The 19,592-nt window shown below is 74.2% G+C and carries 20 protein-coding genes and 1 tRNA gene; 3 read left to right on the top strand and 18 right to left on the bottom strand.

The window, feature by feature from the left end; genetic code table 11:
• Positions 1-79: 79 nt before the first annotated feature.
• Together BLS70_RS11125 and BLS70_RS11130 are read right to left on the bottom strand one after the other, a co-directional pair.
• Complete coding sequence (locus BLS70_RS11125; RefSeq protein WP_176946368.1) at positions 80-808, bottom strand: ABC transporter permease; 729 nt, start codon at positions 806-808, stop codon at positions 80-82.
• A complete protein-coding gene (locus BLS70_RS11130) occupies positions 805-1,503 on the bottom strand; it encodes an ABC transporter permease (RefSeq protein ID WP_091767481.1) in 699 nt (232 codons plus the stop codon). The genes BLS70_RS11125 and BLS70_RS11130 overlap by 4 nt, the downstream gene beginning before the upstream one ends.
• A gap of 26 nt (positions 1,504-1,529) precedes the next feature.
• Between BLS70_RS11130 and BLS70_RS11135 the strand changes: the two genes are divergently transcribed.
• Positions 1,530-2,717: an ABC transporter ATP-binding protein gene (locus BLS70_RS11135; RefSeq protein WP_091767484.1), complete on the top strand. Its 1,188-nt coding sequence runs from the start codon at positions 1,530-1,532 to the stop codon at positions 2,715-2,717.
• On the opposite strand, the gene BLS70_RS11140 is transcribed toward BLS70_RS11135, so the two are convergent.
• From BLS70_RS11140 to dacB, 12 genes are all read right to left on the bottom strand, one after another.
• Positions 2,714-3,271, bottom strand: coding sequence for a dihydrofolate reductase family protein (locus tag BLS70_RS11140; RefSeq protein ID WP_091767487.1), 558 nt, complete (start codon positions 3,269-3,271; stop codon positions 2,714-2,716). The genes BLS70_RS11135 and BLS70_RS11140 overlap by 4 nt on opposite strands.
• Complete coding sequence (locus tag BLS70_RS11145; RefSeq protein WP_091767490.1) at positions 3,265-4,191, bottom strand: helix-turn-helix domain-containing protein; 927 nt, start codon at positions 4,189-4,191, stop codon at positions 3,265-3,267. The genes BLS70_RS11140 and BLS70_RS11145 overlap by 7 nt, the downstream gene beginning before the upstream one ends.
• A 67-nt stretch (positions 4,192-4,258) precedes the next feature.
• Positions 4,259-4,774 carry a DUF3180 domain-containing protein gene (locus tag BLS70_RS11150; RefSeq protein ID WP_091767492.1) on the bottom strand — a complete coding sequence of 172 codons (516 nt, stop codon included), beginning with the start codon at positions 4,772-4,774 and terminating at the stop codon, positions 4,259-4,261.
• Positions 4,775-4,778: 4 nt separating this feature from the next.
• A complete protein-coding gene (folK, locus tag BLS70_RS11155; RefSeq protein WP_091767494.1) occupies positions 4,779-5,282 on the bottom strand; it encodes a 2-amino-4-hydroxy-6-hydroxymethyldihydropteridine diphosphokinase in 504 nt (167 codons plus the stop codon).
• Positions 5,279-5,659 carry a dihydroneopterin aldolase gene (folB, locus tag BLS70_RS11160; RefSeq protein WP_091767496.1) on the bottom strand — a complete coding sequence of 127 codons (381 nt, stop codon included), beginning with the start codon at positions 5,657-5,659 and terminating at the stop codon, positions 5,279-5,281. The genes folK and folB overlap by 4 nt, the downstream gene beginning before the upstream one ends.
• Positions 5,652-6,503 (bottom strand): dihydropteroate synthase, encoded by an 852-nt coding sequence (gene folP, locus BLS70_RS11165; protein WP_255362401.1) that lies wholly within the window; start codon positions 6,501-6,503, stop codon positions 5,652-5,654. The genes folB and folP overlap by 8 nt, the downstream gene beginning before the upstream one ends.
• Positions 6,504-6,510: 7 nt before the next feature.
• Entirely contained in the window at positions 6,511-7,128 is a 618-nt protein-coding gene (gene folE, locus BLS70_RS11170; RefSeq protein ID WP_091768400.1) for a GTP cyclohydrolase I FolE, read from the bottom strand.
• 25 nt (positions 7,129-7,153) lie between these two features.
• On the bottom strand, positions 7,154-9,127 hold the full coding sequence (gene ftsH / locus BLS70_RS11175) for an ATP-dependent zinc metalloprotease FtsH (RefSeq protein WP_091767498.1): 1,974 nt from the start codon (positions 9,125-9,127) through the stop codon (positions 7,154-7,156).
• Positions 9,128-9,313: 186 nt separating this feature from the next.
• Positions 9,314-9,898 (bottom strand): hypoxanthine phosphoribosyltransferase, encoded by a 585-nt coding sequence (gene hpt / locus BLS70_RS11180; RefSeq protein ID WP_176946369.1) that lies wholly within the window; start codon positions 9,896-9,898, stop codon positions 9,314-9,316.
• Positions 9,858-10,916: a tRNA lysidine(34) synthetase TilS gene (gene tilS, locus BLS70_RS11185; RefSeq protein ID WP_091767500.1), complete on the bottom strand. Its 1,059-nt coding sequence runs from the start codon at positions 10,914-10,916 to the stop codon at positions 9,858-9,860. Before tilS ends, hpt begins: the two co-directional genes overlap by 41 nt.
• Before the next feature lie 2 nt (positions 10,917-10,918).
• Entirely contained in the window at positions 10,919-12,001 is a 1,083-nt protein-coding gene (locus BLS70_RS11190; RefSeq protein WP_091767502.1) for a zinc-dependent metalloprotease, read from the bottom strand.
• Positions 12,002-12,093: 92 nt separating this feature from the next.
• Positions 12,094-13,419: a D-alanyl-D-alanine carboxypeptidase/D-alanyl-D-alanine endopeptidase gene (gene dacB / locus BLS70_RS11195; RefSeq protein ID WP_255362402.1), complete on the bottom strand. Its 1,326-nt coding sequence runs from the start codon at positions 13,417-13,419 to the stop codon at positions 12,094-12,096.
• Positions 13,420-13,566: 147 nt separating this feature from the next.
• Here dacB and BLS70_RS11200 point away from each other — a divergent pair, with 147 nt between their 5' ends.
• Positions 13,567-14,064, top strand: a complete 498-nt coding sequence (locus BLS70_RS11200; protein ID WP_304457105.1) for an inorganic diphosphatase — start codon at positions 13,567-13,569, stop codon at positions 14,062-14,064.
• Between the two features lie 176 nt (positions 14,065-14,240).
• Here the strand turns inward: BLS70_RS11200 and BLS70_RS11205 are convergent.
• From BLS70_RS11205 to tmk, 3 genes are all read right to left on the bottom strand, one after another.
• A tRNA-Thr gene (locus tag BLS70_RS11205) sits at positions 14,241-14,313 on the bottom strand.
• 69 nt (positions 14,314-14,382) lie between these two features.
• Entirely contained in the window at positions 14,383-15,558 is a 1,176-nt protein-coding gene (locus tag BLS70_RS11210) for a DNA polymerase III subunit delta' (protein WP_091767508.1), read from the bottom strand.
• Positions 15,555-17,930 carry a dTMP kinase gene (gene tmk / locus BLS70_RS11215; protein ID WP_255362403.1) on the bottom strand — a complete coding sequence of 792 codons (2,376 nt, stop codon included), beginning with the start codon at positions 17,928-17,930 and terminating at the stop codon, positions 15,555-15,557. The genes BLS70_RS11210 and tmk overlap by 4 nt, the downstream gene beginning before the upstream one ends.
• A 105-nt stretch (positions 17,931-18,035) precedes the next feature.
• Here tmk and BLS70_RS11220 point away from each other — a divergent pair, with 105 nt between their 5' ends.
• Positions 18,036-18,839, top strand: coding sequence for a trans-aconitate 2-methyltransferase (locus BLS70_RS11220; RefSeq protein WP_091767511.1), 804 nt, complete (start codon positions 18,036-18,038; stop codon positions 18,837-18,839).
• Here BLS70_RS11220 and BLS70_RS11225 read toward each other — a convergent pair.
• Positions 18,826-19,590: a class I SAM-dependent methyltransferase gene (locus BLS70_RS11225; RefSeq protein WP_091767514.1), complete on the bottom strand. Its 765-nt coding sequence runs from the start codon at positions 19,588-19,590 to the stop codon at positions 18,826-18,828. The two genes, BLS70_RS11220 and BLS70_RS11225, sit on opposite strands and share 14 nt — an antisense overlap.
• Between the last annotated feature and the right edge of the window lie 2 nt (positions 19,591-19,592).

The raw sequence follows: 19,592 nt of genomic DNA on the forward strand, positions 1-19,592 counted from the left end.
CCGCGCTCCCCATCGAACTCGGCAGGTCGGTGGGGCGCAATGCATTTCGGGGCCCGTTAGCGAGACGTGACCCCGTGGGTCAGAGCGGGACGCCCGCCGCCGTGGGCTCGGGCACCGGGGAGTTCCTCCGGGCGGTGAGGAAGGGCAGCCGCTTCTCCCCCGGGGTGAGCGCCCAGGACACGGCCACGAGGAGCAGCTCGGTGAGCACGGCGAGGGCGGCGACCAGGATCGCCCCGGCGACGACGGCGCCGTAGTCCTGCTGGCGGAAGCCGAGCGTGATGATCCGGCCGAGCCCTCCGCCGGCCACCAGCGCGGCGAGCGTGGCCGTGGCGACCACCTGCACCGCCGCCGTCCGCACGCCGGTCATCAGCAGCGGCATGGCCAGCGGCAGCTCCACCCGCGTGGCCACCTGCCGCTCGGAGAAGCCCATGGCCCGGGCGGCCTCGACGACGTCCCGGTCCACGCCGCGGAACCCGACGTAGGTGTTGGTCAGCATCGGGGGGACGGCGAAGACGGCCAGCGCGATCGTCGTCGCCGTCGGCCCGAAGCCGATCGGGGTGACGGCGAAGACGGTGAGCAGCGCCAGCGTCGGCACGGCGCGCGAGACGTTCGACAGCGCCACCGTGAAGCCACCGCCCCGGCCGGTGTGCCCGAGCAGCATGCCCACCGGCACCGCCACCACCAGGGCGGCCAGCACCGCGAGGGCGGAGATCCGCAGGTGCTCGACGAGCAGGTCGAGGATGCCGTCCCGCTTCGTCCAGTTGAACGGGTCGTTGAGGTAGCGGATCGCGTCGCCGAACCGGTTCACGCCCGCACCCCCCGCGCCCACGGGGTCAGCAGCCGCTCGGCCCCCGCGAGGAGGAGGTCGGCGAGCAGCGCCAGCAGGACGCAGCCCAGCGCCCCGGTGACGATCTGCGCCCGGTAGAAGTTCGCGGCGAACCCGCCGGTGATGAGCTGGCCCAGCCCGCCGTGGCCGACGATCACGCCCACGGTGACCAGGGCGACGGTCGACACGGTGGCGACGCGGATGCCGGCGATGAACGCCGGCAGGGACAGCGGCAGGTCGACCTGCCAGAACAACCGCGTCGGGCCGTAGCCCATCCCGCGAGCGGCCTCGCGGACGTCGTCGGGCACCGCCTGCAGGCCGGCGAGGAAGTTCCGCACCAGGATCACCAGCGAGTAGAGCACCAGGCCGATCAGCACCGTCGTCGTCGTCAGGCCGGTGACCGGTGCGACGAAGGCGAACATGGCCAGGGACGGGATCGTGTAGATGAGGGTGGAGGTCACCAGGACCGGGCCGGCCAGCCACCGGCTGCGGCGCGCCAGCACGGCCAGCGGCAGGGCGATCAGCGCACCGAGGACGACGGCGGCCACCGTCAACCGGACGTGCTCGCCGAGGAGGCGCAGGATGGACTCACGGTTGTCGATCACGTAGGAAAGGTCGAACCACGGGTTCGGGGCTGCGTCGACCGCCAGCACCGCACCGTCCACCGCGTTCAGCATCGAGCGCGCACCAGGGAGGCCACGTCGTGGACGCTACTGCTCCGAACCCGCCGCTCGCACCGTCCGGAGGCGCGCAGGAGATCCGGCTCGAGGGCCTCAGCAAGGTCTACGCCGACGGCACCGTCGGCGTCGCCGAGCTCGACCTCACCTTCGCGGCGGGCGAGCTGACCGTCCTGGTCGGGCCGTCCGGCTGCGGCAAGACGACGACCATGAAGATGATCAACCGCATCATCGAGCCGACCACCGGGCGGATCATGATCGGCGGCGAGGACGTGACCGGGGTCGACGCGGTCAAGCTGCGCCGCCGGATCGGCTACGTGATCCAGAACGTCGGGCTCTTCCCGCACCAGACCATCCGGGCCAACATCGGCACGGTGCCGCGGCTGCTGGGCTGGGACCGGTCGCGCACCCGTGACCGGGTCGAGGAGCTGCTCGCCCTCGTCGGTCTCGATCCCGCCGTCCACGCCGACCGCTACCCCCACCAGCTCTCCGGGGGCCAGCGGCAGCGCGCCGGGGTCGCCCGGGCCCTGGCCGCCGATCCTCCGGTCCTGCTCATGGACGAGCCCTTCTCCGCTGTCGACCCGGTCGTCCGCGAGCGGCTGCAGTCGGAGTTCCTCCGCCTCCAGGAGCAGGTGCGCAAGACGATCGTCTTCGTCACCCACGACATCGAGGAGGCCGTGCGGCTCGGCGATCGCATCGCCGTCATGAGCACCGGCGGCCGGGTCGAGCAGTTCGCCTCCCCCGCCGACCTCCTCGGCCGGCCGGCCAACCCCTTCGTCGCCGACTTCGTGGGCGCCGACCGGGGGCTCAAGCGGCTGGCCGTCACCGGCGTCGACGCCGCCGACCTCGAGCACCCGCCGGTGGTGCACGTGGAGGACGGACTGGCCGACGCCCGCAGCGCGATGCAGCTCTCCGGCGCGCGCTGGGCCGTGGTGCTCGACGACGACGAGGCCCTGCACGGCTGGCTGTCGGTGGAGCGGGCCGCCGGCGCCGGGACGGTCGGGTCCGCGGCCAGGCGCATGGAGGCCTGGGTGCCATCGGACGCGAGCCTCAAGAGCGCGTTCGCCACGATGCTGCAGCACGAGGCCGGCTGGGTCGCGGTGCTCGACGGCGACCGGTTCCTCGGGGTGCTGACCCCGGAGTCGCTGCACGCCGCCCTCCGCCGGTCGGTGGAGGGCACCGTGCCGGAGACGGCGGGCGCCTCGCTGGTCTAGCCCGCCACGCGGTCCTCCAGGAGCGGACCGGCCACCCGGTAGCGCGCGTTCACGAAGGCGCCGCTGCGCCCGGTCTCCACCAGCTCGAGGTCCAGCCGCCGTGGCAGCAGCGGGCGGCCGGCGCCGAGCGTCACCGGGGCCACCGAGACGACGACCTCGTCGAGCAGGTCGGCTTGCGCGAACTGCCCGGCCAGGTCCCCGCCGCCGACCACCCAGAGGTCCTTGCCCCCGGCGGCCGCGGTCATCGCCTCGTGCACGGCGCGCACGTTCCCCGATGCGAAGCGGATGTCCGCGCCGTCGACGGGGGTCAGCGCGCGACTGGTCATCACCCAGGACGGCATCGCGTAGGGCCACGACTCCCCGGACCGGGCCAGGTGCGCGCGCACCCACTCGTACGTCGTCGACCCCATGACGGTCGCCCCGACACCGGACAGGAACGCGTCGAAGCCGAAGGAGCCGCCCTCGCCGCCCTTCTGGCGGAGCAGCCAGTCCAGCGAGTCGTCGGGATCGGCGATGAAGCCGTCGAGCGTGGTGGCCGTGTAGTAGGTCAGCACGGGGGTCCTCCTCGGGTCTCGCCGCGCCGCGCGCGGAGCCAGTCGATGGGGTCGCCGGTGTCCACCTCGCGGCCGGTCGCCCGGAGCAGGTGGCGGGCCAGGTGCCGGCGGTGGGCGGAGTAGGTCAGCACGTGGGCGACCACGCTGCTGAGCACGAAGCTCTCCGGCGGCTCGCACAGCGCGTCGATCAACCGGTCGTCCCAGCCGCCCCGGCGGTCGATGTCCCGGACGGCGGCCAGCCAGCGCGGGGCCACCTCGTCGTGGCGCTCCAGCAACCGGGCCGGGCCGGGGTCGTCGTCCCGCGTCGGCACGTCCCGTCCCTCGATCGAGGCCAGCCAGATCTCCAGCGTGTGGACCAGGTGGTCCAGCACGGCCTGGAGCGACTCCTCGGGTCCGTCCCAAGGCAGGACCACGAGCCCGGGCAGGAGCGACGCCCGGAACTGCTCGGCGGTCAGCCCCTTCGCCGCCTCGAGCAGGTACCGGGTGTCGTCCAGGTGGTGGGCGACCAGCTGCTCGGTCAGCGGATCCATGACGTGCTCCGTGCTGTGCACCCAGAGCGACATCGGCGGGTGGAAGTGGATCCCGTTGGGGGCCGGCAGCCAGTGCCCGGTCGTGGCGTCGACCGTGCTCGGGGCCCGCCCGTAGGCGCGGGTGAAGGCGCGGCTGAAGCCCTCGAGGGACTCGTAGCCCGCCGCCCAGGCGACGTCGGTGACGCTGCTGCCCTGCCGCAGCTGCCACGCAGCGCGCTCGAGCATCACCCGTCGTCGCATGGCGACGGGTGCCTCGCCGGCGTGGCGGGAGAGCAGCCGGCTGAAGTGGTGGGGCGAGGCGTACGCGTCGCCGGCCATCTCCTCCAGGGTGCGGTTGTCCTCGTCGAGGACCGCGTCCAGGAGCTCGCGCAGCCGATCCCGTCCGGTCATGCGGCCAGTCTGATGCGCCGGGACCCGACGGAGCTTGACCGTTCTTGCTCGTCTCCCGGGCGGTCGCCTAGGCCGCGACGCCCCCGGACGGCTGGTCCTCGTCCGGGGGGACGCGGCAGACCGACTCGAGCCAGAGCGCGGCGGCCACGAGGCCGAGCGAGCAGACGACGCCGATCACCGCCGTGACCGTGTCGCTGCCGGCGGCCTGCACCCGGTCGGCGGCCGGCCCGACGTGCACCAGGACCCCGGTCCAGGTGCCGGCGAACACCGCGCCGACGTAGGCGCTGGCCTGGGCGAGCACCGCCAGCCGCGCGACGAGCAGCGGCTCGACCAGGCGCACCGGCCGGGCCGCGGCCTCCCCCGCCCGGGGCGCACGTCCCGCGCGGGCCGCACGCTGGTCGGCCAGCCGGCCCCGCAGGGTGCGCGCGGCGAGCGCCTCGGCGACGGCCAGCAGCGCGAGCGGCGCCGGCAGCCACCAGTCCAGCGAGGGAAGCTCGCCGTACCAGGACCGCACGAGCAGCCAGGCGGCCACGGCCAGCCCCGCGGCGAGGACGACGAGGTCGCGACGGCGCACCGGGGTCATCGGGTCACGCCACCGGGATCCACGGCACGACGGCGGCGACCTCGGCAAGGTCCAGGGCCGCGACGAGGGCCCCGACCGGCCCGTGCCCGGGGAGCTCCGCGGCGGCGTCGACGGCCAGCCACGGCACCAGCACGAAGGCCCGCTCGTGCGCCCGCGGATGGGGCAGCGTCAGCTCCGGATCGGCGGAGACCACGGGCTGGCCGTCGGCAGCGGTGACGGTCACGACGTCGACGTCGAGGGTCCGCGCTCCCCAGCGGACCTCGCGGGTGCGCCCGGCGTCCTGTTCCAGCTCGTGCGCCCTGGCCAGCCAGCCGCGGGCGTCGTGGTCGCCGTCCAGCACGGCGACGGCGTTCAGGTACGGCGGCTGCTCCACCGGTCCCCAGGGCGGGGTCTCGTACAGGCCGGAGTGCGCGAGCGCGCCGTCGGCGGCCAGCGCGTCGAGGGCGGCGCGCAGGGTGGCGGCCCGGTCGCCGAGGTTGGCGCCCAGCGAGAGGACGACGCGGGTCATGCGCGTTCGCGCCGGATGCTCACGGTGACGTCGTCGAAGGGCACCCCGAGCTCGGCCTGCGGCTTGTGCACGGTGATCTCGACGGCCTCGACCAGCGGATCGGCCAGGCAGACGTCGGCCAGCCGCTGGCAGAGGGTCTCCAGCAGGTCGACCGGCTCGCCGCCCAGGACGTCGTGCAGCCGGTGGGCCAGCTCGGCGTAGTTCACCGTCAGCGCGAGGTCGTCACCGGCCGCGGCCGGCGCGGTGTCCAGCTCGAGGACGGCGTCGACGGTGAAGAGCTGGCCGCGCTCGCGCTCGAAGGCGTAGACGCCGTGGTGTGCGTGGGCCCGCACCCCGCGCAACGCGATGCGGTCGGGTACCCGGCGGGGCTCAGCCACGACGCGCCCCCCGCACCGCGCGGACGGCGTCCAGCGTGCGCAGCGCGTCGACCGACGCGGCGGCGTCGTGCACCCGCACCCCCCAGGCACCGGCCTGGGCGGCCAGCACCGTCGTCGCGAGCGTGGCGGCGTCGCGCTCCTCGGCCGGCCGCGGGACGCCGTCGGCGCCGGCGAGCAGTCGCCCCAGGAAGGTCTTGCGGGAGGCGCCCACCAGCACCGGCAGGCCCAGCGCGGTCAGCCGCTCGAGCCCGGCCAGCAGCGCCCAGTTGTGCTCGGCGCGCTTGGCGAACCCCAGACCGGGGTCCAGGACGAGCTGCTCGGGGGCCACCCCGGCGGCGACGACGTCCTCCACGCGGGCGGTGAGCTCGGCGCAGACCTCGGTGACCACGTCGCCGTACTGGGCGGCGGCGTACATCTCGCGGCTGTGGCCCCGCCAGTGCATGAGCACCCAGGGCACGCCGGCCTCGGCGACGAGGTCGGCCATGTTCTTGTCCGCCAGCCCGCCGCTGACGTCGTTGACCAGCTCGGCGCCGGCCTCCAGCGCCGCCTCGGCGACCTCGGCTCGCGTGGTGTCCACGCTGGTGCGCACCCCGGCGGCTGCCAGCTCGCGGATGACCGGGACCACCCGGGTGCACTCCTCGCCGGCGTCGACGCGGTCTGCACCGGGCCGGGTGGATTCGCCGCCGACGTCGACGTAGTCCGCGCCGGCCGCGTGCATCGCCAGGCCGTGCGCGATCGCCGTCGCCGGGTCGGAGAAGCAGCCGCCGTCGGAGAACGAGTCGGGCGTGACGTTGAGGACGCCCATCACCACGCAGTGGGCCGGCCGCGGGAGGGCGGTGCTCACCGCTCCGTCACCTGCCGAGGACGAGGCTCATCGCCTCGCTGCGGGTGGCGGGGTTCTCCCGGAAGATCCCCCGCACCGCGGAGGTGACCGTGGTCGTGCCGGGCTTGCGGATCCCGCGCATGGCCATGCACAGGTGCTCGGCCTGGATCACCACGATCACGCCCTGCGGCTTCAGGACGTCGTTGAGCGCATCGGCGATCTGGCGGGTCAGCCGCTCCTGCACCTGCGGACGGCGGGCGTAGACCTCGACCAGGCGGGCCACCTTCGACAGCCCGGTCACCCGGCCGTCGGCGCCCGGGATGTACCCCACGTGCGCGACCCCGTGGAAGGGCACCAGGTGGTGCTCGCAGGTCGAGTACATCGCGATGTCCTTGACCAGCACGAGCTCGTCGTGGTTCTCGTCGAACGTCGTCGCCAGGATCTCGTACGGGTCCTGCCAGAGCCCGGCGAAGGTCTCTGCGTAGGCGCGGGCCACCCGCGCCGGGGTCTCCTGCAGACCCGGGCGGTCGGGGTCCTCCCCCACGGCGAGCAGCAGCTCCCGGACGGCCGCCTCCGCGCGGGCGGGGTCTATCCGGTCGAACGCGGGCTCGACGCGGTCCTCCGACTCGATCGGGATCTCGCTCATGCGGGCCTCCCGACCGCCACCGGGCTCACCGCTGGACCGGTGCGCCGACGTCCCCGACCGGCGTCGGGTCGGCACCGGCCGATCCGTTCTGGCCGGCCCGCTCCGAGGGCGTGAGGACCGGCGGCTGGTCCGACGGCGTGCGCTTGCCGAAGCCGTTGTACGGCGCCAGGGAGGGACGCTTGGTGACCGGCGCGCAGATCCGCGCCATGTCCTCCTTGGACAGCGTCTCCTTCTCCATCAACTCGAGGACCAGCTGGTCCAGGACGTGCCGGTACTCGACCAGGATCTCCCAGGCCTCGTCGTGGGCGGCCTCGATCAGGGCGCGGATCTCCGCGTCGATGTCGGCGGCCACGGCCTCGGAGTAGTCGGGCCGGGAGCCCATGTCGCGGCCCAGGAACGGCTCGGCGTCGGTGCTGCCGTACTTCACCGCACCGAGCTTGGCGCTCATCCCGTACTGGGTGACCATCGCCCGGGCCATGGAGGTGGCCTTCTCGATGTCGTTGCCCGCACCCGTGGTCGGCTCGTGGAAGACCAGCTCCTCGGCCGCGCGCCCACCGAGGGCGTAGGCGAGGGTGTCGATCATCTCGGAGCGGGTCTGGGTGTACTTGTCCTCGGTCGGCAGCACGAGCGTGTGCCCGAGCGACCGGCCACGCGGCAGGATCGTCACCTTGTGCACCGGGTCGAGGTTCGGCAGCGCGTGCGCCACGAGAGCGTGCCCGCCCTCGTGGTAGGCGGTCACCTTCTTCTCCTTCTCGCTCATCGCCCGCGTCTTGCGCTCGGGGCCGGCGATGACCCGGTCGATCGCCTCCTCGAGCACGGCGTCGGTGATCAGCGAGCCGTTGTTGCGCGCGGTGAGCAGGGCGCCCTCGTTGAGCACGTTCGCCAGATCCGCGCCGGTGAAGCCGGGGGTGCGGCGGGCGACGGTCTCCAGGTCGACGTCGGGTGCGAGCGGCTTGCCCTTGGCGTGCACCGAGAGGATCGCCTTGCGGCCGAGGAGGTCGGGCCGGTCGACGGCGATCTGCCGGTCGAAGCGGCCGGGGCGCAGCAGCGCCGGGTCGAGGATGTCGGGCCGGTTCGTCGCGGCGATCATGATGACGCCGCCCTTGACGTCGAAGCCGTCCATCTCGACCAGCATCTGGTTGAGGGTCTGCTCGCGCTCGTCGTGGCCGCCGCCCATGCCGGCGCCGCGGTGCCGGCCGACGGCGTCGATCTCGTCGACGAAGATGATCGCCGGGGCGTTCTCCTTGGCCTGGTTGAACAGGTCGCGGACCCGGCTGGCACCCACACCGACGAACATCTCGACGAAGTCCGAGCCGGAGATCGAGAAGAACGGGACGCCGGCCTCGCCGGCCACGGCGCGGGCCAGCAGCGTCTTGCCGGTCCCGGGCGGGCCGAACAGCAGCACGCCCTTGGGGATCTTGGCGCCGACGGCCTGGAACTTGACCGGGTTCTGCAGGAAGTCCTTGATCTCGTGCAGTTCCTCGATCGCCTCGTCCGCGCCGGCGACGTCGGCGAACGTCGTCTTCGGGGTGTCCTTGGTGACCTGCTTGGCCTTGGACTTGCCGAAGGCCATGACTCCGCGGCCGCCGCCCTGCATGGAGTTGAACAGCCAGAACAGCAGCAGCAGCAGGATGAGGAACGGGAGGAAGCTCACCAGGAGGCTGACCAGCAGGCTGTCCTGGGTGACGTTGGTGTCGAAGTCCTCGGTGTCGTTCTCGCGCAGCAGGTCGACGATGTCGTCCTCGACCGCGAGCGGGTAGGAGGCCTGCACCTCGGAGCTGTCGTCGACCTCGTCGCGCAGGACGAGATCGAGCGTCTGCTCCTTGGTGTTGAGCGTCGCCGACTCGACGTTGCCGCCCTCGATCTGCGTCAGCGCCGTGGCGGTGGAGACCTCCTGGAGGTTGCCGCCGCCGCGGAACAGGGAGGAGAGCGTGAGGGCCAGGAGGACGACGATGACGACCCAGAACCACACGGAGCGGTAGAACTTCTTACGTTCCATACACCGATGCCGGGCACCGGCGGAGCCGGTCTGCCCGTCGACCCTCCTGATCGTCCGGTGACACTGCCTGCGACCCGGGCAGGGCCCCCGGCGCTCTACGCAGCGTCGTCGGACCCGACGGTACACCGGGGCACCTGTGGATCCCCTGGGCTTCCGCCCTGACGAGTGGCGCCCGGAGGGCGACCGCTACTGGTACACCTCGGGCTTGAGCGTGGCGATGTAGGGGAGGTCGCGGTAGCGCTCGGCGTAGTCGAGGCCGTAGCCGACGACGAACTCGTTCGGGATGTCGAAGCCGATGTACTTCACGGGCACCTCGACCTTGACCGCGTCGGGCTTGCGCAGCAGGGCGCACACCTCGAGCGAGGCCGGCTGGCGGCCGCCGAGGTTCTTCAGCAGCCAGGACAGGGTCAGGCCGGAGTCGATGATGTCCTCGAGCACCAGCACGTGCTTGTCGGTGATGTCGCGGTCGAGGTCCTTGAGGATGCGGACGACACCGGAGGAGCTGGTCGCCGAGCCGTAGGACGAGACGGCCATGAACTCCATCTGCGTCGGGAGCTGCAGCGCCCGGGCGAAGTCGCTCATGAACAGCACCGCGCCCTTGAGGACGCCGACCAGCAGTACTTCCTTGCCCGCGTAGTCGCTGGCGATCTGGGCGGCCAGCTCACCGATCTTGGCCTGGATCTGCTCCTCGCTCAGGAGCACGTGGTCGATGTCGGGTCCGTAGCCGTGGTCAGGGCCCAGTGCCCCGGAACTGGTCGCAGACTCGCTCACGCGTCGGGCTCCTCGCGGTCGTGTGGTGCAGGGGAGGGCCGCCGCCGTCGCGCACGGGCACCAGCTTCAGGGTGCCAGACGCCCGGACGACGCCCGCGCCGCCGGGTAGGTCCACGCGGCCCTGCCCGCGCCAGCGCACCAGCAGCGCGTCGACGGCGTCCAGGTGCACCGCCTGCAGGTCGGGGATCCCGGCGTCGCGCAGCCATCCGCGCAGGACCCTCGTCCTCAGCGCGGCGGGGAGCTCGGCGACCGGGGCCACCGGCAGGCCGTCGTCGCAGCTCAGCGCGGCGAGCCGGCCGGTGGCGAGGTCGTCGAGGGCGTCGAGGTCGGCGCGCAGCAGGGCGGCCGTGCGGGCCAGCGCGGGCGCCACTCCCCCGCCGAGCACCTGCTCGAGCAGCGGCAGCACCTCGGTGCGCAGCCGCACCCGCGTGTAGGCGGGGTCGTCGTTCCAGGGGTCGTCCCAGACGGGGAGTCCCTGAGCGGCGCAGGCGGCGCGCGTGGTCGCCCGCCGGACGCCCAGCAGGGGCCGCCACCAGTCGGTGCTCCCGGTCCGCCGGTGCTCGACCATGCCGGCCACCGATCGCGGTCCCGACCCGCGGCCGAGGCCGAGCAGCACCGTCTCGGCCTGGTCGTCGAGGGTGTGCCCGAGGACCATCCGCGCCCCGCGCCCGGCGGCGGCGCCGGAGAGGGCGGCGTACCGCGCTGCGCGGGCCGCGCCCTCGGGTCCGCCGTCGGCACCGACGACCGCCTGGACGACGAGCACCGGCGCGAGCCCGAGGTCGCGCAGCAGCGCCGCCGTCCGCTCGGCCTGCTCCGGCGACCCCGGCTGCAGCCCGTGGTCCACCGTGACGGCTCCGGCCCGGACCCCCGCCCGCGGTGCCTCGAAGGCGACCGCTGCGGCGAGCGCGAGGGAGTCCGCTCCCCCGCTGCAGGCCACCAGCACCGGCCGGTCGTCCCCGGTCAGGCCCGGCCGCACGGCGCTGCGGACCTGCGCGACCGCCGGATCGGGACCGGCCACGCTCAGGCGGGGACGGCCGGCCGGCCGAGCACCCGCTCGACCCAGCGCTCCGGGGCGGTGAGCTCCTCGATGAGCGGCAGGTTCTCCGGCTTCGCCCACACCTGGTTGAAGCCGTCCATGCCGGCGCGGTCGATCACCCCGCCGACGAACACCCGGCCGTCGGCGTACTGCTTCATCTTCTGCTCCAGCCCGAGGAGGCGGCGCATGACGCGGTCGATCGGCCCGCGGCCCTTGCGGCGCTGGGCGAACCGCTTGCGCAGGGTGCGCACCGACGGCACGACGTCCGGCCCGACGCCGTCCATCACGTACTCGGCGTGCCCCTCGACCAGGCTCATCACCGCGGTCACCCGGTCCAGCACCTCCCGCTGGCGGGGGTCCTTGATCAGCGCCATGAGGCCCTCGGACCCGTCGTCGTCCCCGCGCACGGCACCGGCGACGCTGCGGAGCACGTCCTGCAGCCGCTCGCGCAGGACGTCGGCGGTCAGGTCGGTGGCCTCGACGAATTCGGCAATCTGGGCCTCGAGGTAGGGCCGCAGCCAGGGCACGGCGGTGAACTGGAGCTGGTGGGTGACCTCGTGCAGGCACACCCAGAGCCGGAAGTCCGACGGGTCGACGCCCAGCTTCTGCTCGGTGGCGACGATGTTCGGGGCGACCAGCAGCAGGCGCCCGCCGGTGCCGAAGACCTCGTACTGGCCGAGGACGCGGGAGCTGAGGAACGCCAGGACGCCGCCGGCCTGGACGCCGGTCGCGCGGGAGCCGATGGCCGTGGCCAGCGCGCCCGGCCGGCTGCCGGTCCGCTCGGCGAGTGCGTCGACGAGGGGGTCGAGCAGCGCGGCCATCCCGCGTGCGTTGGCGTCGACCCAGCCCGGGCGGTCGACGACGGCGACCTCCGGGACCGGCCCACCGGGGACGGCGGTCATCCCGGTGAGCTCCTCGACGTGCGCGACGGCGATGGCCGCGGCCTCGTGCAGCTCGCGCACCACGGCGGCGGCGTCCTCCCGGGTGGTCTGCGGGCCGGGGCCGGCGAGCCGGCGGGCGGTGCGGCCGGCGAGGTCCCAGTCGACCATCGAGGAGGCGCTGCTCATCGCCTCACCGTACCCGCGGCAGCCGGGGCCGCCGGCCCCGTCCGAAGGCTCGCCGCGAGGCTGCGAGTGGTGAGAGGGACGGGGTCCTTCTGTCAGGAGCAGCCGCAGGCGGCGAGGGCGGCGGCGACGCCGTCGAGCGCGGCCTCGGCGCTGGCCTCGCTGCCGGACTCGTCGGCGATGACGGCGAAGGCCAGCAGCCGGCCGTCGGCGGTCACCGCGGTGCCGGAGAGGGCGTGCACGCCCAGGAGCGTCCCGGTCTTGGCCCGGACCACACCGGGGGCGGTGTCGGCGTCCCCGCGGTCGAACAGGGTGCCGTCGTAGCCGGCCACCGGGAGGCCGGAGAGCAGCGCGGAGGCGCCCTGGAGGGAGCCGTCCGCCGCCCCGGCCACGATCTCGGTGAGCACGCCGGCGGGCACCTGGTCCAGCCGGGACAGGCCGCTGCCGTCGGCGAGCGTGACGCCGCTGGTGTCCACGCCGGCGTCGGCCAGCGCACCGACGACCGCCTCCCCCGCGCCCTCGAAGGAGGCCGGCAGGTCGCGGCTGAGCGCCACCTGGCGGGCCAGCGCCTCGGCGAGGACGTTGTCCGACATCGACAGCGCCTGCTCCACCAGCCGGGCGATCGGCGCCGACCGGACCTCGGCCAGCTTCTCCGCCCCCTCGGGCGCCTCGCCGAGGACCACGGTCGCGCCGGGCGCCCCGAGGGCGTCGGCGAGGGCCACGCCGGCGTCGATGCCGGGCTGGCCGCTGCGGGCCTGCGAGCGGGAGCTCACGCGGGCGCCGTCCACGGCCGTGGCGGTGACCGGGGCGGCGTAGCTCGACGGCGCGTCGGCCGGTCCCCATCCCTGGGCGGTCAGGGGGCCGGTGAACAGCGAGCTGTCCACGACCACGCGGGTGACCGTGGTTCCGGGGAGAGCGGCGACGACCTGCGCGGCGAGGTCGGCCACGGTGGGGGCGCCGGGATAGGTCTGCGACGGCGAGGTGCGCGACAACGTGGGGTCGCCGCCCCCGACGAGGACGACCTCGCCGGGCGCGCTGCCGGCCACGACCGTGGTCGCCAGGGTCTGCGCGGGGTCCAGCGCGGTGAGCGCGGCCGCCGCGGTGAGGAGCTTGGCCGTGGACGCCGGGACCGCCGGGGAGTCGGCGTCCTGGTCGAGCAGCACCTCGCCGGTCTCGACGTCGACGACCTCCGCGGACACCCCGGACCCGAGGCCAGGGGCCCGCAGCAGCGGGGCCAGGGCGGCGGCCAGCGCGTCGGGGTCGGGTGCGGGGGCCGCAGAATCGAGCGAGGCGAGGACGGGGGTGGCGTCGCCGAGGTCGGGCAGGACCGCGTCAGGGACGGTGACCGTCTCCGCCGACGCCGTGTCGTCGTCGCCGTCGCCGAGTCCTCCGGCGAGGGCGACGCCGCCTCCGACGAGCACGAGAACCAGGGCGATGGCTGCCAATGCGATGCGCCGACGAAAACGTCCGGTCTTGGCTGTGACGATCGTCGAACCGCTCGACGCGATGGTGCCCACCCCCCAAAAGGTGACCTCCGCCGAACACGCGGGGCCACCATGGGCCAGACTATGCGCGTGCAGTTCGACGTGACGGTAGAAATCCCGAAGGGCCAGCGAAACAAGTACGAGCTGGACCATGCCACTGGACGCATCCGCCTGGACCGGATGCTGTTCACCTCAACCCGCTACCCGGCGGACTACGGCTACATCGAGAACACCTTGGGACAGGACGGCGACCCGCTGGATGCCCTGGTGCTGCTCGAGGAGCCGACGTTCCCCGGATGCCTGATCACCGTCCGGGCCATCGGCATGTTCCGGATGACCGACGAGGCGGGTGGGGACGACAAGGTCCTCACCGTGCCGGCGACGGACCCGCGCCAGTCGCACCTCCGGGACCTCACCGACGTGTCGGAGTTCGACCGCCTGGAGATCCAGCACTTCTTCGAGACCTACAAGGACCTCGAGCCGGGCAAGTCGGTCGAGGGCGCCAACTGGGTCGGCCGCGAAGAGGCCGAGGCGGAGATCGTCGCCTCGCTGCAGCGCGCCAAGGACCAGAACTACCACTGACCCCTGTCCCCGGCCCCTTTCGGGTCCCCGAGCGCACCGACGGCGGCTCACCTCTTCCGAGGTGGGCCGCCGTCAGCGTTCCCGGAGCCGTGGGACGCCCGGGTCGACGGCTCGGGACGAGGCCCGGAACGACGCAGCGGGCCCGTCCCGGAAGACGGACCCGCTGCGGTGAGGAGAGCCGCCTGTCGGAATCGAACCGACGACCTTCTCATTACGAGTGAGATGCTCTACCGACTGAGCTAAGGCGGCGGACGTGCCCGCACAGAGTACGGCACCGCCGTAGCCGTCCGGCGCAGGGGCGGGTGGGCGGAAAGGTCCTCAGGCGGGCAGTCGCAGCGCCACGGTCAGCGCCTCCAGCGCGATCTGCGGCTTCACGTTCTGCTCCAGCGCCGTCCGGCAGTCGAGTATCGCGTCGATCCGCCGCAGCGCCCCCTCGGCACCCAGCCGGCGGGCCAGCTCGACGGCGTCGGCCCGGCGGTCGGGGTGGTTGAGCGGCAGCTCCCCCTCGGGCGCCGAGGCGATCACCATCGCGTCGCGGTAGAGCCCCGCGAGGTCGACCAGCGCGCGGTCCAGGGAGTCCCGGCCGATGCGGGTGGCCCGCGACTTCTGCCGGCGCTCCAGCTCCTTGAGCTGCCCGGCGCTCCCCCGGCTCGCCGCCACGACCCCAGGGCCTCGGGCGCCGACGCCCAGGCTGTTCTTCAGCGCGTCCGTCTCGGCGCCGTCGAGGACCTCGGTGGCGGCCTCGGTCTCCTCCTTCGCCGAGCCCACCAGGTCGTCCGCGGCGTCCATGCAGGCCGCCAGCGACACCAGCCGCAGCGGGACGTCGAGCACCGCCTTGCGCGCCAGCCGCGCCTCCTCGTCCCGCGCCAGCCGGCGGGCACGGCCCACGTGACCACCCGACGCGGCGGCCGACCAGGCGGCCAGTGCCGGGTCGACGCCGTCGCGCGCCAGCACGTCGGCGATGGCGGTGACCGTCGGCGTCCGCAGCGCGACGACCCGGCAGCGCGAGCGGATGGTGACCGGGACGTCGTCGGGGTGCAGGCTCGGCGCGCACAGCATCACGACGGTGCGCGGCGGGGGCTCCTCGATCATCTTGAGCACCGCGTTGGAGGCGGACTCGCTCATCCGGTCGGCGTCCTCGACGATGATCATCTGCCAGCGGCCCTGGGACGGCGACCGGCCGGCCACCCGGACCAGTTCGCGCGCCTCGTTCACGCCGATCGAGAGCCCGTCCGGGACGATGACCTTGACGTCGGCGTGCGTCCCCGCGAGCACCGTCCGGCAGGCGTGGCAGGTGCCGTCGCCGCCCTCGGGGCACTGCAGCGCGGCCGCGAACGCGCGGGCGGCGACCGAGCGCCCCGAGCCGGGTGGTCCGGTGAACAGCCAGGCGTGCGTCATCGCGGCCGGGTCGTCGATCGCCGCGCGCAGCTCCTGCACCACCGCGGGCTGGCCGATGACCCGCGCCCACACCCCCTCGTCCGCCGCGACGCTCATGGGTGCAGCTGGGGGGTCGCGCCGGTCTGGGCGTGCGGATGCCGCTGCACCGGCGCCGACGGCTCCGCGGGCCGGCCGGGCTGCTGCGGCAGCGTCTGCAGCGGGAGACCGGAGAGCAGGTCGGTGACCCTCACCCGGATGGCCGCGGCGAGCTCGTCGGCCCCGCGCGTGGCGTCGAGCACGAGGTAGCGGTCGGGATCGCTCTCGGCGAGCGCGCGGAACGTCTGCCGCACCCGCTGGTGGAACTCCAGGGACTCGGACTCCATCCGGTCGGCGACCGACCGCCCCCGGGCACGGGCCAGCCCGGTCTCCGGCGGCAGGTCCAGCAGGATGGTCAGGTCGGGCTCCAGACCGCCGGTGGCCCACCGGGAGAGCATCCGGACGTCGTCGAGCGGGATCGTCCGGCCCGCGCCCTGGTAGGCCAGCGAGCTGTCCACGAAGCGGTCGGTGATCACCACCTCGCCGGAGTCGAGCGCCGGCCGCAGGACGTCGTGCACGTGCTGGGCGCGGTCGGCGGCGTACAGCAGCGCCTCGGAACGCGGCGAGATGGCCGTGTGCGCCCGGTCCAGGAGGATCGTCCGGATGCCCGCACCCGAGGGAGTCGCGCCCGGCTCGAACGTCGTACGGGCCACCAGGCCCTCGTTGGTCAGCCACTCCTGCAGCCGCTTCACCTGGGTGGACTTGCCGGCGCCCTCGCCGCCCTCGAAGGCGATGAAGACGCCACCGCCGGCCAGCCGCCGGCGGGCCGTGGTGTCGCGACGCAGGGCGGTGACGACGTCGGCCAGCAGGGGGACGGGCCGGCCGTCGTCCATCTGCCGGTAGGCCAGCACGCCGACGCCCACGGCCAGCAACCCGGCTGCCAGCAGCATGATCCGCTCGCCGGTGACCGGGACGGTGAGAACGCCGAGGTCGACCGAGTGCCGCCCGATGAGGCCCACCCCGAACGGCACGACCGCCAGCGACAGGATCAGCGCCGCCCGCACCAGCGACTGCACGATCGCGAAGGTGCGGCCGCGCACCTCGTCCTGCACCTCGGTGCCCAGCAGCGTGAAGCCGGCCAGGTAGGCGATGCCCGCGAAGAACCCCATGAGGACGACCAGCAGCAACGCGACCCAGAGGGTGAACGTCCACGCCATCAGCACGACCATGATCCCGGCGCCGACGATGGCGATGCCGAAGATGCGCTCGCGGGCGAGGTCGTGGGCCACGCTGGGCCCCAGGGCGATCCCCAGGCCCAGCCCGATGAACACGGCGCCGAACAGCAGCCCGTAGGCGGCCTCGCCGCCCCCGAGCGCGTTCGCGTAGGCCTGGCCGGTCGCGATGATCACGCCGGCGGCCATGAAGGCCCCGGTGATGCCCACGACCAGCCCGCGGACGAGCGGGGTGTGGCCGGCGAAGGAGAAGCCGTGCCGCAACGAACCGAGGAAGCTCTCCGGCTCGCCGCTGGTCCCCGCCGCCCGCCGGCCGCTGATCGAGGGCAGCCGCCAGATCACGATCGCGGCGACGAGGAAGGTCAGGGCGTTCACGTAGAGCGCGAGGTCGACCTGGTCGACGGCCGGGAGCGCCTTCTGCAGGCTGCTGCCGGTCGAGTTCAGGGCGGCGAACACGATCGCGGCCAGCACGGGCGTCAGCCCGTAGGTGGTGACCAGGGAGAGCTGGTTGGCCGGCTCCAACTGGTCCTTGCGCAGCATGTTGGGGACGGCGGCGTCCTTGGCCGGGATCCAGAACATGCTGAGCGCCTCGATGAGGAACTGGGCGACGAACAGCCAGACCAGGTTGTCGACCAGGGGGATCGAGGCGAAGAAGCCGAACCGCAGGACGTCGGTGACGACCATCGTCTTGCGCCGGTCGAACCGGTCGGCGAAGGCGCCGGCGAGCGGGCCCAGCACGATCGTGGGCAGCAGGCGGAACAGCAGGACCGCTCCGAGGGCGAAGTTCGAGGCCGCGAACCCGTCGACCAGCGACGTCGCGGTCGCGGTGATCGCCAGCAGGCCCAGCCAGTCGCCGAAGCTGGACAGCGACATCGACAGCCACAGCCTGCGGAAGTCGCGCACCCGCAGCACGGCCCGCAGCTTGGCGACCAGGCCCACCGACGCCATCCCGTCCGTCGGCGGGACGTCGCCGTCGCGCTCGGTGCCGGCGCCGTTCGGCGAGGGACCGGGCCGGTCGGCGTCGACCTCACCGAGCGGGACCGCCGCCTCCGCGGGCACCGGCGTGTTCGCCGACGGCAGCCCGTCGGGCGGCGGCGCGGTCCGCTCGTCCGGCGTCGCCGGCTCCTCGCGCGGCGACACCGGAGGCGTCGGGTCGGACTGGATCTCGGCTCCCGGGGTCGTGGGAAGGGGGGACGGAGGCCGGCCCCCCAGCGGGCTCACGGTACCGGCCACCGCCGACGATCCGGACCGGTTTCCACCCGGAGAGCTCCCTGTTGCCTCTGCGTCGGATCGGGTCCACCCGCCGGAGGGCTAGGGTTCCCCAGAGTGGGGAGCAGCGGGCGGGCCGGCGCCTGGGACCCCGCCCGTTACCTGCGGTTCGCCGGCGAGCGCGCCCGCCCCTTCGTCGACCTGGTGGAGCGGATCGACGTCACCGCGCCCCGCACGGTGGTCGACCTCGGGTGCGGGGACGGCTCGACCACGACGCTGCTGGCCGACCGCTGGCCGGCGGCCCGCGTCACGGGCGTCGACTCCTCTCCCGAGATGCTCGCCGCGGCGCCGTCCCGGCCGGGGCTGGAGTTCCTGCTCGGCGACGTGCGGGACTGGCTCCCGCGGGAGCCGGTCGACGTGCTCGTCTCCAATGCCGTGCTGCACTGGGTGCCCGGCCACGACGTGCTGCTGAGCCGCTGGGCGGAGCAGCTGGCACCCGGCGGGGTACTGGCCGTGCAGGTCCCCGGCAACTTCCGGGCGCCGACCCACGCCCTGCTGGCCGAGCTGTGCCGGTCCCCGGCCTGGGCGGAGCGGCTGGGCGACCTGGCGCCCTCGCCGTCGGCCGTCCTCGAGCCGGCCGGCTACCTCGAGGTGCTCACCGGCGCCGGTCTGTCCGCCGACGTCTGGGAGACCACCTACCTGCACGTGCTCTCCGGGGAGGACCCGGTGTTGGGGTGGGTGCGCAGCACCGCGCTGCGGCCGGTGCTCGCCCGACTGGACGAGGCGGCCGCGGCGGCGTTCACCGGGCAGTACGCCGCCGCGCTGCGCACGGCCTACCCGCGGCGCCCCGACGGCAGCACCGTGCTCCCCTTCCGACGGGTGTTCGCCGTCGGCTCCCGCGCGGGCCTCAACCGGGCGTGAGGCGGTAGGCCGTCGTCCGGTAGGGCAGGTCGAGGACGTCGCGGCCCCGGGTGTCCGGATGGTCCGCGAGGAGGGCGCGGACCCCGTCGAGGAAGGCCCCGCGGGTGACCTCGTCCATGACCGCCACGTAGCTGCGCGTGGCGACACCCCCCACCACGTCCTCCGGGGACACCCGCTGGGCGATGCCCGACTCCACGACCGCCACGTCGGCGCGCAGAGCCGCGGCGAACGCGTCGACGACCGCCGCGTCCGCCGGATGGCCGCGCTCCTCACCGGCCAGGACCTCACCGAGTGCCGCCACCCACGGGACGCTCTCGTCGCGGCCGTTCCAGACCAGACCCAGCACCCCGCCGGGACGCAGCACGCGGCGGAACTCGCGGGCGGCCGGTAGGACGTCGAACCAGTGGGCGGCCTGTCCGGCGACGACGGCGTCGACCGCGGCATCGGCGAGCGGCACCGACTCCGCGGTGCCGGCCAGGGCAGGCACCCCGGGCCGCCGGGCCGTCAGCTGGGCGAGCATCTCCGGGGAGGGGTCGACCGCGACGACTTCGTGGCCGGCAGCGAGCACCACCTCGGTGAGGAGTCCGGTGCCCGCCCCGACGTCCAGCACCTGCCGCGGTCCTCCTCCCCGGCCGAGGAGGTGGGCCACGGCGTCGGACGGGTAGCTCGGGCGTTGGGCCGCGTAGCCGGCCGCGACCGACCCGAACGAACGCCCCGGCGACCGCGCGCCGCCGTCGTCCGGGCCGGCCACGG

The sequence above is a fragment of the Blastococcus aurantiacus genome (genome assembly GCF_900102425.1).
GTDB classification, from domain to species: domain Bacteria; phylum Actinomycetota; class Actinomycetes; order Mycobacteriales; family Geodermatophilaceae; genus Blastococcus; species Blastococcus aurantiacus.